General features: G+C 66.3%; 13 protein-coding genes. 9 read left to right on the forward strand and 4 right to left on the reverse strand.

The features are described 5' to 3' along the window. Positions 1-6: 6 nt before the first annotated feature. Both purN and purM read right to left on the reverse strand, forming a co-directional pair. Positions 7-954, reverse strand: a complete 948-nt coding sequence (purN, locus tag CHB69_RS03730) for a phosphoribosylglycinamide formyltransferase (protein ID WP_089214571.1) — start codon at positions 952-954, stop codon at positions 7-9. A 147-nt stretch (positions 955-1101) separates the two neighbouring features. Continuing rightward, a complete protein-coding gene (purM, locus tag CHB69_RS03735; RefSeq protein ID WP_089214572.1) occupies positions 1102-2208 on the reverse strand; it encodes a phosphoribosylformylglycinamidine cyclo-ligase in 1107 nt (368 codons plus the stop codon). Between the two features lie 302 nt (positions 2209-2510). On the opposite strand from purM, the gene CHB69_RS03740 reads away from it, so the two are divergent. The 4 genes from CHB69_RS03740 to CHB69_RS03755 are packed head-to-tail and all read left to right on the forward strand — an operon-like array spanning position 2511 to position 8080. After that, a complete protein-coding gene (locus tag CHB69_RS03740) occupies positions 2511-3782 on the forward strand; it encodes a heavy-metal-associated domain-containing protein (RefSeq protein ID WP_089214573.1) in 1272 nt (423 codons plus the stop codon). Then, positions 3782-4441, forward strand: coding sequence for an HdaA/DnaA family protein (locus CHB69_RS03745; protein WP_089214574.1), 660 nt, complete (start codon positions 3782-3784; stop codon positions 4439-4441). The genes CHB69_RS03740 and CHB69_RS03745 overlap by 1 nt, the downstream gene beginning before the upstream one ends. A 5-nt stretch (positions 4442-4446) precedes the next feature. After that, positions 4447-6618 carry an RNA degradosome polyphosphate kinase gene (locus CHB69_RS03750; protein WP_245836519.1) on the forward strand — a complete coding sequence of 724 codons (2172 nt, stop codon included), beginning with the start codon at positions 4447-4449 and terminating at the stop codon, positions 6616-6618. Next, positions 6611-8080, forward strand: coding sequence for a Ppx/GppA family phosphatase (locus CHB69_RS03755; RefSeq protein WP_089214575.1), 1470 nt, complete (start codon positions 6611-6613; stop codon positions 8078-8080). Before CHB69_RS03750 ends, CHB69_RS03755 begins: the two co-directional genes overlap by 8 nt. 3 nt (positions 8081-8083) lie before the next feature. Here the strand turns inward: CHB69_RS03755 and rnd are convergent, their stop codons facing one another. Continuing rightward, positions 8084-9271 (reverse strand): ribonuclease D, encoded by a 1188-nt coding sequence (gene rnd / locus CHB69_RS03760; protein WP_089214576.1) that lies wholly within the window; start codon positions 9269-9271, stop codon positions 8084-8086. Positions 9272-9378: 107 nt separating this feature from the next. Between rnd and CHB69_RS20015 the strand changes: the two genes are divergently transcribed. Both CHB69_RS20015 and CHB69_RS03765 read left to right on the forward strand, forming a co-directional pair. After that, on the forward strand, positions 9379-9708 hold the full coding sequence (locus tag CHB69_RS20015; RefSeq protein WP_170935421.1) for a hypothetical protein: 330 nt from the start codon (positions 9379-9381) through the stop codon (positions 9706-9708). Beyond that, the gene (locus CHB69_RS03765) at positions 9708-11219 is read left to right on the forward strand and encodes an FAD-binding protein (protein WP_170935422.1); all 1512 of its coding nucleotides are present in this window, start codon (positions 9708-9710) and stop codon (positions 11217-11219) included. The genes CHB69_RS20015 and CHB69_RS03765 overlap by 1 nt, the downstream gene beginning before the upstream one ends. 8 nt (positions 11220-11227) lie before the next feature. Here the strand turns inward: CHB69_RS03765 and CHB69_RS03770 are convergent, their stop codons facing one another. Further along, positions 11228-11476, reverse strand: a complete 249-nt coding sequence (locus CHB69_RS03770; protein WP_141133903.1) for a hypothetical protein — start codon at positions 11474-11476, stop codon at positions 11228-11230. 144 nt (positions 11477-11620) lie between these two features. Between CHB69_RS03770 and aspS the strand changes: the two genes are divergently transcribed. From aspS to CHB69_RS03785, 3 genes are read left to right on the forward strand one after another with little or no spacing between them, the layout of a single operon-like run. After that, the gene (gene aspS, locus CHB69_RS03775) at positions 11621-13402 is read left to right on the forward strand and encodes an aspartate--tRNA ligase (RefSeq protein ID WP_089214796.1); all 1782 of its coding nucleotides are present in this window, start codon (positions 11621-11623) and stop codon (positions 13400-13402) included. A 39-nt stretch (positions 13403-13441) separates the two neighbouring features. Next, entirely contained in the window at positions 13442-13777 is a 336-nt protein-coding gene (locus CHB69_RS03780; RefSeq protein WP_089214579.1) for a hypothetical protein, read from the forward strand. Next, positions 13774-14160, forward strand: a complete 387-nt coding sequence (locus tag CHB69_RS03785; protein ID WP_089214580.1) for a type II toxin-antitoxin system VapC family toxin — start codon at positions 13774-13776, stop codon at positions 14158-14160. Before CHB69_RS03780 ends, CHB69_RS03785 begins: the two co-directional genes overlap by 4 nt. Positions 14161-14172 lie beyond the last annotated feature (12 nt).

The following is a 14172-nucleotide window of genomic DNA, read 5'->3' on the forward strand; positions in this document are numbered from 1 at the left end:
CGCGCGTCAGAAGTCGTCCGCGGCCGCCATCAATCCCGCGAGCTTCTTCGGCGCCACCGCGCGCCAGCTCTTCGCGATCCAGCCCGCGAGATGCTCCCAATCATTGTCGCCAAGGTCGAGGCGGATCGCGATCCACCCGTCGCCGAAATAGGCGGGACGGAAATAGCGCGCTTCGTCCTGTTCGATCAGCATCGCCTGTTCTTCGGCGCCGCTGATCTTGACGAGCAGCGCGGTGCGCCCGTCGCCATGATGGTCGGCCGAAAACCACGCGAATTTCTTGCCCTTGACGATCCCGAAGCAGGGCATGCCGTGCGACAGCGTCTCTTCGGCCTCGGGCATCGCCATTGCCGCCTCGCGCACGCGCCCCAGCCAGTAATCGGGGGTCCGCTCGCGCATCACAAAAGCGGCGAGCGTCGGCGGATAAAGCTGATGCTCGGCGATCCGCACCCGCGCGCTCAGCGTCTCGGCGGTGTCGCCGGGCAGAATTGCCACCGGCGTCTGGGCGAGCACCGGCCCGTCGTCGAGCGCCGGCGTCACGACATGGACGCTGCACCCGCCGTGGCGGTCGCCGTTCGCGATCGCCTGCGCATGGGTGTCGAGCCCCTTATATTTCGGCAGCAGGCTCGGATGGATGTTGAGCATCCGCCCCGCCCAGCGCGCGACGAAATCGTCGCTCAATATCCGCATATAGCCCGCAAGCGCGACGAACTCGGCGCCGGCTTCGCGCAATTGCTCATCGACCAGCACGTCGAAGGCCGCGCGGCTCATGCCCTTGTGCGACAGGCTCCACGTCGCGACCCCCTCGGCCGCCGCGAGTGCAAGCCCCGGCGCATCGGGATTGTTGCTCGCGACGAGCACGATCTGATAGGGGCAGCTTTCCGCCTTTGCGGCGTAGAGCAAGGCGGCCATATTCGTGCCGGTGCCCGAGATCAGGACGGCGACGCGGGCTTTCACAGCGATCCTCCCCGGAACGGGGAGGGGGACCAGCGAAGCTGGTGGAGGGGCACAGGCTGGGCCGGCTGACGTCGAAAGGTCACGCAGAACCGCACGTGCCCCTCCACCATCCTGCGGATGGTCCCCCTCCCCGTTTCGGGGAGGATCTTACGCATCATGCGTCGCCGACCACGCCGCCATCGCGCTCCACGTCCCGGCGCCGCCGCTCACCGTGCAGCCCTTCGCACCCTCGGCGATATGGCCGATCCGGAACACCGTCTCACCCGCGGCTTCGAGCGCCGCGGTCACGTCCGCCACATCGCCCTCGGCGACGACCACCGCCATGCCGATCCCGCAGTTGAAGGTGCGCGCCATCTCCTCGGGCTCGATAGTCCCCTGCGCCTGCAGGAACGCCATCAGCCGCGGCTGCCCCCACGCATCGGCATCGACATGCGCGTGTAGCGTTTTCGGCAGGATGCGCGGGATATTTTCGAGCAGGCCGCCGCCGGTGATATGCGCGAGCGCATGGACCTTGCCGCTCTTCACCAGCGGCAGCAGGCTTTTCACATAGATGCGCGTCGGCGCCATCAGCGCGTCGATCAGCAGGACATTCTGATCGAAAAGGGCAGGGCGGTCGAGCTTCCAGCCCTTGTCGGCGGCGAGCCGGCGCACGAGCGAAAAGCCGTTCGAATGCACCCCCGACGAGGCGAGGCCCAGGATCGCGTCGCCCGCTGCCACCTTGTCGGCGGTCAGCACGTCGCCGCGCTCGACCGCACCGACGCAGAAACCGGCGAGGTCATAGTCGCCGTCCGCATACATCCCCGGCATTTCGGCGGTCTCGCCGCCGATCAGCGCGCATCCCGCCTGCTTGCACCCTTCGGCGATGCTGGCGACCACCGCGGTCGCTTGCGTCTTGTCGAGCCTTCCGGTCGCATAATAATCGAGGAAGAAGAGCGGCTCGGCGCCCTGGACGATCAGGTCATTGACGCACATCGCGACCAGGTCGATGCCGACCCCGTCGTGGCGCCCCGATTCGATCGCGAGCTTCAGCTTGGTGCCGACTCCGTCGTTGGCGGCGACGAGCAGCGGATCGGTGAATCCCGCCGCCTTCAAGTCGAAAAAACCGCCGAAACCGCCAAGGTCGGCGTCCGCGCCGGGGCGCCGCGTCGCGCGGGCCAGCGGGGCGATGGCACGGACCAGCGCATTGCCGGCGTCGATCGACACGCCAGCCCCGGCATATGTATAGGGGACGGGCTCGTTGTGCTTGGATTCCATAGAAGGCGCGACTAACGAGTTCAGCCGACAAATGCCATGATTTCCTTGTCGGCGTTCGCCGCTTTGGCCTAGAGCAGCCTGAATCGTCGTTCCCGTCATATGCTTCACGCAAAATGGCAAAAGGTGGTTATCGCAGCTTGGCACTGAGGACATTGACAGGAATCGTCATTGCGAGGAGCGAAGCGACGCGGCAATCCAGAGCTTGCGCAAGCCGCCCTGGATTGCTTCGCTCCGCTCGCAATGACGAAGGACGTGAATCCGGCGTCGTCAGCTATTTGGTCGGGATAAGGCATTAGGACATCATGATTTCGGCCGCACTTCCTCGCTTTCGCTCCGGTTTTCCACGATCGGCTCTCCGCCGCGACTGGCGCCTGTTTGCGCTCGCCGGCCTGCTGATCGCGCTGCTCGTTACGGGGATCGTTCAGGGGCAGATCGCGCGCGGTGACCGCGGCATCACGCCGATCAACAGCAGCGGCGACTTTCTGACGAGCGGCATCAAGATCGACGTGACCGCGAAAAATGCGGAGGAAGCGCGCGAACTCGGCTGGCGCGAGGCGCAGCGCAAGGGCTGGGCGCAGCTCTATCGCAAGACGAACGGCAGCGACGGCCCGGCGCTCGGCGATTCGGTGCTCGACGGCATCGTCACCGCGATCGTCGTCGAAAAGGAAGAATTCGGCCCGCGCCGCTATGTCGCGACTCTCGGCGTCCAGTTCGACCGCGTGCGCGCAGGGCAGATTCTGGGGGTCAGCGGCCGCACGCTGCGCTCGCCGCCTTTGCTCGTCATCCCCGTCTATTCGATCGCGGGCGTCCCGCAGGTCTTCGAACGGCGCAGCGAGTGGCAGCGCGCCTGGGCCGAATATAATACGGGGCAAAGCGCGATCGACTATGTCCGCACCGCGGGAACGGGCGCCGATACCCTGCTCATCAACGCGGGGCAGGTCGGGCGCCGCGGCCGTGTGTGGTGGCGCGTCATTCTCGATCAATATGGCGCCGCTGACGTGCTGATACCGACCGCGCGCATCGAATACAGCTATCCGGGCGGTCCGATCACCGGCCATTTCGCCGCGCGTTTCGGCCCCGACGACGAATTGCTCGGCACCTTCACCATGACAGGCCCCAGCACCCGCGCGCTTCCCGACATGATGGAAAAGGCGGTGGCGCGGATGGACCGCATCTACACCGACGCGCTCGCGGCGGGCACGCTCAGGACCGACCGCTATCTCGTCCTCGAAAAGCCGGTCGAGGCCGAGGATCTGCCCGAAGAAACGATCGGGGACGACGCCCTCGCCGGCGAGGCCGACGTCAGCGTCCTGCCGCCGGCGACGCCGCAGCCCGGCGTCGCGAGCTTCACCGTCCAATATGCCTCGCCCGACGTCGAATCGGTGTCGGCGACCGAGCGCGCGGTGGGCGCGGTTCCCGGCGTGCAGTCGGCCTCGACCACCAGCCTCGCGCTCGGCGGCACGTCGGTGATGCGCGTGTCCTTCCGCGGCGACATCGCCGCGCTCAAGGCGGCGCTCGAAGCGCGCGGCTACGAGGTCCAGCAAGGCGGCAACACGCTTCGGATCAACCGTTGATGGCGCGCGCATCGGGCCAATTTGCGCTGCCACTCGACTGGAGCGCGGGCGGCGCCAACGACGGTCCGCTGATCGTCGGGGCGAGCAACGCCGACGCGGTGCGCTATCTTCAGCATGTCGCGACCTGGCCGGTCCGCACCGCGATCCTCGTCGGCCCGCCGCGATCGGGACGCAGCCTGATCGGGCGCATCTTCGCCCGCGAAACCGGCGGCCGCGTGATCGACGGCGCGAAAAGCGTGTCGGAGGAGGAGATGTTCCATGCGTGGAACGCGGCGCAGGCGAGCGGCACGCCGCTGCTCGTGATCGCCGATACCCCGCCATCCGCGTGGAATATCGGGCTTCCCGACCTCGCCTCGCGGCTGCGCGCGGTGCCCGTGCTCACCATCGGCGAGCCCGACGACTGCCTCGCCCGCGATCTCATAGAGGCGCTGTTCGCGCAGCGCGGCATGACGATCTCACCCGAAATTCCGTCCTATGTCGTGCCGCGGATGGAGCGCAGCTATGCGATGATTCACCGCGTCGTCGATGCCCTCGATTCGGCCTCGCTCGCGCAGGGGCGGCGGATCGGGGTTCGTCTCGCGCGTGAAACATTGCTGTCACAGGGGCTGATCGACCCCGATTTGCTGGAGCGGGATTCGCGCTCTTCACCGGCAGGATGACCCCCATGTCGCAGACCGAAACGCCGCTGCACGCCGACTTCGAACCCGACACCGCCCCGCCGGCCTTCGGGCCCGACCGCTTCTTCAACCGCGAACTTTCGTGGCTCGCCTTCAACCGGCGGGTGATGGAGGAAGCGCGCAATCCCGCGCATCCGCTGCTCGAACGCCTGCGCTTCCTGTCGATTTCGGGCAGCAACCTCGACGAATTCTTCATGGTGCGCGTCGCGGGGCTCAAGGGACAGCAGCTTCAGGGGATCGACGACCCCTCCGCCGACGGCCGCACGCCGGGCCAGGAGCTCGCCGAAATCGAGGCCGAGGTGAACCGCCTCGTCGACCAGCAGCAGAGCGAATGGCAATATCTCCACGGCCAGCTCGCCGAACAGGGGGTGATCGTCCACGGCGACGGGTCCGACGCGGCAGCGCTCCGCGCCTCGCTGCGCCAATATTTCGTCGACCAGATTTTTCCGATCCTGACCCCGCAGGTCCTCGACCCCGCGCACCCCTTTCCCTTCGTGCCCAACCGCGGGCTCGGCATCATCTTCGACCTCGAGCGCAAGGCGACGGGCGACACGGTGCGCGAACTCGTCATGATCCCCGCCTCGCTGCCGCGCTTCGTGCCGGTGCCGGGCGAGGAGACCGGCTTCGTTCCGGTCGAATATCTCATCGAAATCTTCGGCGACCTGCTCTTTCCGGGCTATGCCATCCGCTCGCGCGGCGTGTTCCGCGTCATTCGCGACAGCGACATCGAAATCGAGGAAGAGGCCGAGGATCTGGTGCGCCTGTTCCGCACCGCGATCCGCCGCCGCCGCCGCGGCCGCGTCATCCTGCTCGAACTCGCCGCCGACATGCCGGGCGAGTTGGCCGAAGTGCTGCACGCCGACATTCAGGGGCACGAGGCGATCGTCGCCAAGATCGCCGGTTTCGTCGGACTCGCGGCGCTTTCGGCGATCGTCGACGTCGATCGTCCCGACCTCAAATTCCCGGCCTATTCGCCGCGTTTTCCCGAACGAATCCGCGAACATGGCGGCGATTGTTTCGCCGCGATCCGGTCGAAGGACATCGTCGTCCATCACCCCTATGAGAGCTTCGACGTCGTGCTCTCCTTTCTGCGCCAGGCCGCGGCCGACCCCGACGTCATCGCGATCAAGCAGACGCTCTATCGCGCCGGCAACCAGTCGCCGGTGATCCGCGCGCTGATCGAGGCGGCCGAGGCGGGCAAGTCGGTGACCGCGGTGGTCGAACTCAAGGCGCGCTTCGACGAAGAGCAGAATCTCCTCTGGGCGAACCAGCTCGAGCGTGCGGGGGTGCAGGTCGTCTATGGCTTCATCGAGTGGAAGACCCATGCCAAGATTTCGATGGTCGTGCGCCGCGAAGGGCAGGGCTATCGCACCTATTGCCATTTCGGGACCGGCAATTATCACCCGATCACCGCACGCATCTACACCGATCTGAGCTTCTTCACCGCCGATCCGCGCGCGGGGCGCGATGCGGCGCAACTCTTCAACTATATCACCGGCTATGTCGAGCCCGATCATCTAGAAATGGTGATCATGTCACCGCTCAACATGCGGAAAAGCCTGTGCAAGCTGGTCGATGACGAGATTCGGGCGGCGCGCGCGGGGCGGCCGTCGGGGGTGTGGGCGAAGATGAACAGCATCGTCGATCCCGACATCATCGACAAGCTCTACGAAGCGAGCATGGCGGGGGTGCCGATCGAACTCAGCGTGCGCGGCATCTGCTGCCTGCGTCCCGGCGTGCCGGGTCTGTCGGAGACGATCCGCGTCAAGTCGGTCGTCGGCCGCTTCCTCGAGCATAGCCGCATCTGGGCCTTCGCGGGCGGCGCGGCGCTGCCGCACCAGCGCGCGAAACTCTATATCTCGAGCGCCGACTGGATGCCGCGCAACTTCGACCGGCGCGTCGAATATATGATCCCGATCGAAAATCCGACCGTCCACGACCAGATATTGGACCAGGTGCTCGTCGCGAACTTCATCGACAATGAACAAAGCTGGGAACTCCAGCCCGACGGCACCTATCTGCGCTTAACTCCGGGCGACAAGCCATTTAATCTACACCATTATTTTATGAACAACCCCTCGCTCTCGGGCCGCGGCACCGCGCTCCACAAACGCCACGACGTCCCGACCCTCGCCTTCGATATGCGCGAAGATGGATAAAATCCGCGCCCACCGCTCCGCCGTCATCGACATCGGCTCCAACTCCGTCCGTCTCGTCGTTTACGAGGGCCCGGCGCGCGCGCCCGCGGTCATCTTCAACGAAAAGGTCGCCGCCGGCCTCGGCCGCGGCCTCTCGATCGACGGTCGTATCGCGGACGAGGATGCAATGCGCGGTCTGGTGGCGCTGCGCCGCTACGCGCTGCTTGCGCGGCACATGGAGGTGAAGGATCTGCAATGCGTCGCCACCGCCGCGGTGCGCGACGCGACCAACGGCGCCGATTTCATCGCCGGCGCCGCTGAAGCGGGCCTCAAAATCCGCCTGTTGTCGGGCGAGGAGGAAGCCGAAGCCGCCGGTTGCGGCGTCCTGTCGGCGATTCCCGACGCGCGCGGCATTGCCGTCGATCTCGGCGGCGGCAGCCTCGAACTGGCTGAGGTTGCGGGTGGCGAGATCGGCCGCTGTGCATCCTTTCCGCTCGGCGTGCTGCGCCTGCCGGCGCTGCGCAGGGACGGGCAACAGGCGTTCGAGCGCGCGGTCCGCAAGATGTTGAGGGCGGCGGGCTGGCCGGGGAACCTGACCGGTTCGCCGCTCTATCTCGTTGGCGGCTCGTGGCGCGCGCTCGCGCGCCTCGACCTCGACCTTACCAAGGATCCGCTCGCGGTGCTCGACCAGCATCGCCTGCCGCGTAGCGCGTTGCGCCGTCTGCTCCGCGCGACCAAGCGGCTGAGCTTTGACGAGCTCAAGGCGATCCCCGGGATGGCATCGAACCGCGCCGCGACGCTGCCCGACGCCGCGGCGCTGCTCGCAGCGCTCGTCAATATCATCGACGTGCCCGAGATGACCGTGTCATCGTCGGGCCTGCGCGAAGGCTTGCTCTATCAGGCGCTTGACAGAAAGGTGCGCGCGCAGGACCCGCTGATCGTCGCCGCCGAATTCGAAGGCCGCCGCCTCGCGCGTTTTACCCCGCACGGCCGCGCGATCGCCCACTGGATCGCGCCGCTCTTCGCCAGCGAATCACCCGCCGACGCCCGCATCCGGCTTGCGGCGAGCCTGCTCAGCGATGTCGCATGGTCGGCGAACCCCGATTTCCGCGCCGAGCGCGGCACCGAGATCGGTCTGCACGGCAATTGGCGCGGAATCGATATCGAGGGGCGCATCCTGCTCGCACGCGCACTCCACGCAGGTTTCGGCGGCGCCGATGCCGATTTTCCGCCAATGGGGACGCTGGTTCGCGAGGAACGGCTGGCGCGCGCCCGGCAATGGGGCATCGCGATCCGCCTCGCCCAGCGCTTGACCGGCGGCGTCGAGGCGCCGCTGAAGGCGAGCGCGATCGCCGAAACCGACGGCAAGCTGACGCTCAGCCTCGATCCGGGCTGGCATCATCTTGTCGGCGAATCGGTCGAACGGCGGCTGCGCTCGCTGGCGCAGGCGCTCGACACCAAGCCCGAGATCCGGCTCCTTTGAGGGTCAGTCGGCGGTAGCGGGAACGGGTTCGATCCGGCTCATCAACAGCTTGCCGTCCTTGACCGCGAAGCCCATCCGCCCCTCGACGAGGTCGAGCGCGGCATGACCGAAAACCTCATACCGCCAGCCCTGCATCATCGGAATATCGTCGCGTCGCCCGGCGGCAAGCGCTTCGAGGTCGTCGCTGCGCGCGATCAGCCGCGCCGCAACATTGAGTTCGCGCGCGCGGATTTTGAGCAAGAGCTTGAGCAGGTCGGCGACGAGCGCCCCTTCCTTGCCGAGCCCCGGCCCGCGCGGCACGCGGTCGGGCATATCGTCCTTCGACAATGGCGCCGCGGTGTCGAGCGCCTGCATCAGGCGGCCGCCGATATCGTTCGATTTCCACGTCGCGGACAGCCCGCGCACGCGGCCGAGCCCGTCCTGATCCTTCGGCGGATGCGCGGCGAGGTCGGCGAGCGTCTCGTCCTTGACGATGCGCCCGCGCGGCAGATTCTTGTTGCGTGCCTCGCGCTCGCGCCATGCGGCGAGCGCCTTCAGCCGCCCGAGCACATCGGGCTTGCGCGACGGCATCTTGATCCGCTGCCACGCCCGCTCCGGATCGACCGCATAGTTGGTCGGGTCCGCGAGCTTTTCCATTTCTTCGTCGAGCCAATGCCCTCGGCCGGTTTTCACCAGCTTCTTGAGCATCATCGGGAAAATCTTCGCGAGATGGGTGACGTCGCCGATCGCATAGTCGATCTGCCGCTTGTCGAGCGGCCGCCGGCTCCAGTCGGTGAAGCGCGCGCCCTTGTCGAGATGCACGCCGAGCCATGCTTCGACAAGGTTCGAATAGCCGACCTGTTCGGCCTGGCCGAGCGCCATCTGGCCGATCTGCGTGTCGAAGATCGGGTGCGGCGTCTTGCCGGTCATATTGAAGATGATTTCGACATCCTGCCCGCCGGCGTGGAAGACCTTCAATATCTCTTCGTTGTCGACGAGCAGGTCGAGCAGAGGGGCAAGGTCGATGCCCGGCGCCATCGGGTCGATCGCGGCGGCGTGCGCGTTGTCGGCGACCTGGATCAGACAGAGTTCGGGCCAGAAAGTATTCTCGCGCATGAACTCGGTATCGACCGCGATGAAATCGCTGTCCCGGATCAGATCGCAAAATTCGATGAGCGCTTCGCTGGACTCGATTAACGGATGGACTTGCATGTCGCGCCTATACAGCTAGTTGATGCGGACGGGCAGGAAAAATTGTCCAAATCTCTTCGGGTCGCGCAGCCGGAATACCGGCATGGGGTAAACAGAAGGGGTTTGTCATGTTGTGGGTCGGTTGGGGGGTCGCCCTCCTCGCGCTCGCGCTGCTCGCGGGGCAATATGCCGCCGGACAGGCGGATATGTTCGTCTCGATCGCCAATCCGCGACCGCTCGACGAAGATCATATGGTGGTGACGCTGAAAGGATGGGGATTCGCGAGCAAGGCCGCGCAGCCCTTCCTTGCCGGCGCTTCCGACTTCGGACTGTCCGATGTGCGCGTCTATGCCACGCGGCGCCAGATGCTGAAGTCGATCGCCAGCTTCGGCTTTGTGCGGCCAGTGACCGTCGCGTGGCGCGCCCATGCCGGCATCCAGCCGCTCGGGGACGCCTGATGCCGATCGTGCAGCTGGGCGATCCGGGGCGATGGACCAATTATCACGGCACCGGCTTTTGCCGCGACGCGGCGCGCTTCGGCCTGCGCAGCGGCGATGCGCAGCGCGGGCGCGACGAACTCGCGATCGCGGCGGCGGCGGTGCAGGACTGGCTCGGACGCGCCAAGGCCGAAGGCAAGCGCGTGCGTCCGCTCGGCGCGGGCTGGTCGCCCTCTAACATCAACATATGCGCCGATGGCTGGCTGCTCCACACGCGCCGCTTCAACCGCTGTTTCCGGATCGCGCAGGACGACGTGCGACCCGGCATCGACGCCGCGAGGCTGATGCTCGTCGAAGCCGGCGCGCTGGTCGACGAGGTTTCGGACAAGCTCGAGGAGCAGGGGCGCTCATTGTGGACGAGCGGGGCGGGCAACGGCCAGACCTTTGCCGGCGCCTGCGCCACCGGAACCCACGGTTCGATGGTCGCGCGCGGCGGCATTCAGGATCATGTCCGGGCGGTCCAGATCGTCACGCCGCAAACGGCCTATTGGGTGGAGCCCGAAGCAGGCGTGATGACCGACGATTTCATCACCGCCGCGGGCGCGGTGCCGCTGCGAAACGAGGATATTTTCGCCGCGGCGCAGCTTCCGGTCGGATCGCTGGGCATCGTCACCGCGATGGTGGTCGACAGCGTGCCCAAATTCCTCGTTCGGCCGATCCAGAATTTGCGAATCATCGACCGCGATGCGCTCGACTGGCTCGCCGCGGGCGACTTTCGCCGCTTTTCGGCGGCCTATGCGCTCGATCGCGACCCGGCGTTCGTCCAGATGATCGTCAATCCCTATAAGCCTTTCAGGCGGCCCGCGATGCTGCGCTTTCTCTATCGCGAGGAGTGGCGCCCCGACTATCCGCGCGCGACGCCCGGCGAGCTGGGCGCCGGCTACGATGCGTTGAGCCTGCTCGGCCGCTTCCTCGACGATTATCCGTTCGCGCGTGGCGCGCTGCTGCAATTTGCGATGAAGCGCGGCTATGCGAGCGGACCCGATGTCGACGATCCGCCGGTCTATGGCAGCTGGGGGGAGGGGCTCGACACGCACCGCCCGCTCGCCGGCCTGTTCAACGCCTCGGTGACGATCGACCGCGCCGACCTGCCGCATGTGTTCGAGCTCGCCTGCCGTGCCTATGTGCGGCACGGCGGTTCGACGGTGATGACGGTGCGCTTCATGGAGCGCGCCCAGGGCCTGCTCGCGCCCGCGCGCTTTCCGCACAATGCGGTGATCGATTTCGACGGCCCGCGCAGCGAGCGCACGGCCAAGGCCTATCAGGCGGTCGTCGACCTGCTCGATGCCGAAGGCGTCGCCTTCACGCGCCATTGGGCCAAAAGCTGCCGGCTCGACGCGGCGCGCGTCGCCGCCGATTATGGCGAGGATCTGCAACGCTGGCTGGCGGCGCGCAACCGGCTGATCCCCGATCCGGCGGATCGCGCCCTGTTCCGCAGCGAAGTGCTCGACGGGCTGGGCCTGACCTGCTGACGCGGCGGTCAGCGCAAGCGGCGGACCAGACGCTTGACGCCGGCAATGAGCAGCCGCTGCGCAACGATGCCCACCACCACGCCGGCAAGCTTGCGGCCGGGATGCACCGGCTCGGCCGAGGGGGAGGCTTCGGCGGCTGTCACTGCCTCCGGTTTGCCCGGCTTCGGCGGCGTCGATTTGGGCTTTGCGCGAACCGCCTTGCCCGCTGCCTTGACTGGTTTTGCCATCGCCACCCCTTTCGATTTCGGCGCGCGCATCGAAACGGTTCCGCCGTGCGCTGTCAACCGCGGCGGGCGAAAATCCCTTGGCGCCCCTTGACAAAAGCCGCTTTGCCCTGCCTTAGGCGCGCCATGTCTGCGCGCTGATTTTCCGCGCGTCTCCAACACATGAAAGACCGAATGATGCACGCCTATCGCACCCATAATTGCGGCCAGCTTCGCAGCCAGGATGTCGGCCAGACGGTCCGCCTGTCGGGCTGGGTGCATCGCAAGCGCGACCATGGCGGGCTGCTCTTCGTCGACCTGCGCGATCACTATGGGGTGACCCAGATCGTCGCCGACAGCAGCGATCCCGCCTTTGCGACGCTCGATGCGCTGCGCTCCGAAAGCGTCGTGACCATTACCGGCGACGTCGTCGCGCGCTCGGCCGAGACGGTCAATGCGAGCCTGCCGACCGGTGAGATCGAGGTTCGCGCGCGCGAAGTCGCTGTGCAGTCGTCGGCAGCCGAACTGCCGCTGCCGGTCGCGGGCGAGCAGGACTATCCCGAGGACATTCGCCTTAAATACCGCTTCCTCGACCTGCGCCGCGAACGGCTGCACGCCAATATCCTGCTCCGCTCGAACGTGATCGCGAGCCTCCGCCGCCGCATGGTCGATCAAGGCTTCACCGAATATCAGACACCGATCCTGACCGCCTCATCGCCCGAGGGCGCACGCGACTATCTGGTGCCGAGCCGCGTCCATCCCGGCAAATTCTATGCGCTGCCGCAGGCGCCGCAGATGTTCAAGCAGCTGCTGATGGTCGCGGGCTTCGACCGCTATTTCCAGATCGCGCCCTGTTTCCGCGACGAGGATGCGCGCGCCGACCGTTCGCCCGGCGAATTCTACCAGCTCGATTTCGAGATGAGCTTCGTCACGCAGGACGATGTGTTCAATGCGATCGAGCCCGTGCTCGCAGGGGTGTTCGAGGAATTTGCGAATGGCAAATCGGTGACGCCGGCGGGGCAGTTCCCGCGCATTCCGTATCGCGAGTCGATGCTGAAATATGGCAACGACAAGCCCGACCTCCGCAATCCGCTCATCATCAGCGACGTGTCGGCGCACTTCGCCGGTTCGGGCTTCGGCCGCTTCGCCGACATCGTCGCCGCGGGCGACGTGGTGCGCGCGATTCCTGCGCCCGGAACCGCCGAGAAGAGCCGCAAATTCTTCGACGACATGAACAGCTGGGCGCAGGGCGAGGGCTTTGCGGGGCTCGGCTATGCGACGCGCAAGGGCGGCGAGTGGGGCGGCCCGATCGCCAAGAACCATGGCGCCGACAAGATGGACGCGCTCGCCGCCGAACTCGGCCTCGGCCCCGACGACGGGCTGTTCTTTGCCGCGGGCAAGGAGGCGGTCGCGGCGAAACTCGCGGGATTGGCGCGCACGCGCGTCGCCGAACAGCTGGACCTCATCGACGCGAACAAGTTCGAGCTGTGCTGGATCGTCGACTTCCCGATGTTCGAGGCCGACGAGGAAACGGGCAAGATCGACTTCAGCCACAACCCTTTCTCGATGCCGCAGGGCGAGCTTGAAGCGTTGGAGACCAAGGACCCGCTCGACATTCTCGCGTGGCAATATGACATCGTCTGCAACGGCGTCGAACTGTCGTCGGGCGCGATCCGCAACCATCGCCCCGACATCATGTACAAGGCCTTTGAAATTGCGGGCTATAGCCAGGCCGAGGTCGATGCCAATTTCTCCGGCATGATCAACGCCTTCAAATATGGCGCACCGCCGCACGGCGGGTCCGCACCGGGCGTCGATCGGATCTTGATGCTGCTCGCCGACGAGCCCAACATTCGCGAGGTCGTCGTCTTCCCGATGAACCAGAAGGCCGAGGACCTGATGATGGGCGCCCCCGCACCCGTCACCGACAAGCAGCTCAAGGAATTGCATATCCGGCTGGTGGACGGCCCCAAGGGCTGATCTTTGCAGTTCATGTGAAACTGTGCTACACGGTTTCACATGAAGAATGTCACTATCGCGCTCGACGAGGAAACCCATCGCCGCGCGCGCATCCGCGCCGCCGAGTTGGGCACGTCGTTGTCGGCGCTGGTGAAGGCCTATCTGGAACAGCTCGGGAGCGACGAGACCGCCCCGGCAACGGGAGTGCGCGAGATGCCGACGAGCTTTACGGCGATGCCGCCCGTCGCTTCGGGCGCTCCGCCCAAGCCCCGCAAGCCGCGGCAGCCGGGCGCGCTGAAAGGCAAGATCCGGGTCGCCGACGATTTCGATGTTACGCCCGACTGGCTGATCGACGCTTTTGAAGGCAAGGATTCGGACCTGCCCTGGCCCGAATGAGGCTGCTGCTCGACACGCATGTCCTGCTGTGGTGGCTCGGCGATAATCCGCGTCTCGGGCCGGAGGCGCGCGGGCGTTTCCAGCGCGGCGACGACGAGCTTTATGCGAGCATCGCCTCGCTGTGGGAAATCGCGATCAAAAACCGGACGGGAAAGATCGACGCGACGGCATCGCTGATCGCTGCCCATCTTGCCGACTGCGCCATCCCGGTTCTTCCCGTCGAACTCGCACATCTTACCTTGCTCGAGCAATTGCCGCTGATCCATCGCGACCCGTTCGACCGGATGGTGGTCGCGCAGGCGCTGGCGCTGTCGGCCACCGTCATCACCGACGATGCGATGATCGGCGCCTATGGCATTCCCTGCATCGCGGCGGGCAAATAGCAATGCCTCCCA

The sequence above is a fragment of the Sphingopyxis indica genome (genome assembly GCF_900188185.1).
Classification (GTDB): domain Bacteria; phylum Pseudomonadota; class Alphaproteobacteria; order Sphingomonadales; family Sphingomonadaceae; genus Sphingopyxis; species Sphingopyxis indica.

What these genes read in the sequence shown, in the direction of transcription:
- CHB69_RS03740 (WP_089214573.1), top strand. Translation starts at nt 2,511, where the DNA reads ATGATTTCGGCCGCACTTCCTCGCTTTCGCTCCGGTTTTCCACGATCG.
- CHB69_RS03755 (WP_089214575.1), top strand. Translation starts at nt 6,611, where the DNA reads ATGGATAAAATCCGCGCCCACCGCTCCGCCGTCATCGACATCGGCTCC.
- aspS (WP_089214796.1), top strand. Translation starts at nt 11,621, where the DNA reads ATGCACGCCTATCGCACCCATAATTGCGGCCAGCTTCGCAGCCAGGAT.
- rnd (WP_089214576.1), bottom strand. Translation starts at nt 9,271, where the DNA reads ATGCAAGTCCATCCGTTAATCGAGTCCAGCGAAGCGCTCATCGAATTT.
- CHB69_RS03770 (WP_141133903.1), bottom strand. Translation starts at nt 11,476, where the DNA reads ATGCGCGCGCCGAAATCGAAAGGGGTGGCGATGGCAAAACCAGTCAAG.
- CHB69_RS03750 (WP_245836519.1), top strand. Translation starts at nt 4,447, where the DNA reads ATGTCGCAGACCGAAACGCCGCTGCACGCCGACTTCGAACCCGACACC.
- CHB69_RS03785 (WP_089214580.1), top strand. Translation starts at nt 13,774, where the DNA reads ATGAGGCTGCTGCTCGACACGCATGTCCTGCTGTGGTGGCTCGGCGAT.
- CHB69_RS03745 (WP_089214574.1), top strand. Translation starts at nt 3,782, where the DNA reads ATGGCGCGCGCATCGGGCCAATTTGCGCTGCCACTCGACTGGAGCGCG.
- CHB69_RS20015 (WP_170935421.1), top strand. Translation starts at nt 9,379, where the DNA reads ATGTTGTGGGTCGGTTGGGGGGTCGCCCTCCTCGCGCTCGCGCTGCTC.
- purM (WP_089214572.1), bottom strand. Translation starts at nt 2,208, where the DNA reads ATGGAATCCAAGCACAACGAGCCCGTCCCCTATACATATGCCGGGGCT.
- CHB69_RS03780 (WP_089214579.1), top strand. Translation starts at nt 13,442, where the DNA reads ATGAAGAATGTCACTATCGCGCTCGACGAGGAAACCCATCGCCGCGCG.
- CHB69_RS03765 (WP_170935422.1), top strand. Translation starts at nt 9,708, where the DNA reads ATGCCGATCGTGCAGCTGGGCGATCCGGGGCGATGGACCAATTATCAC.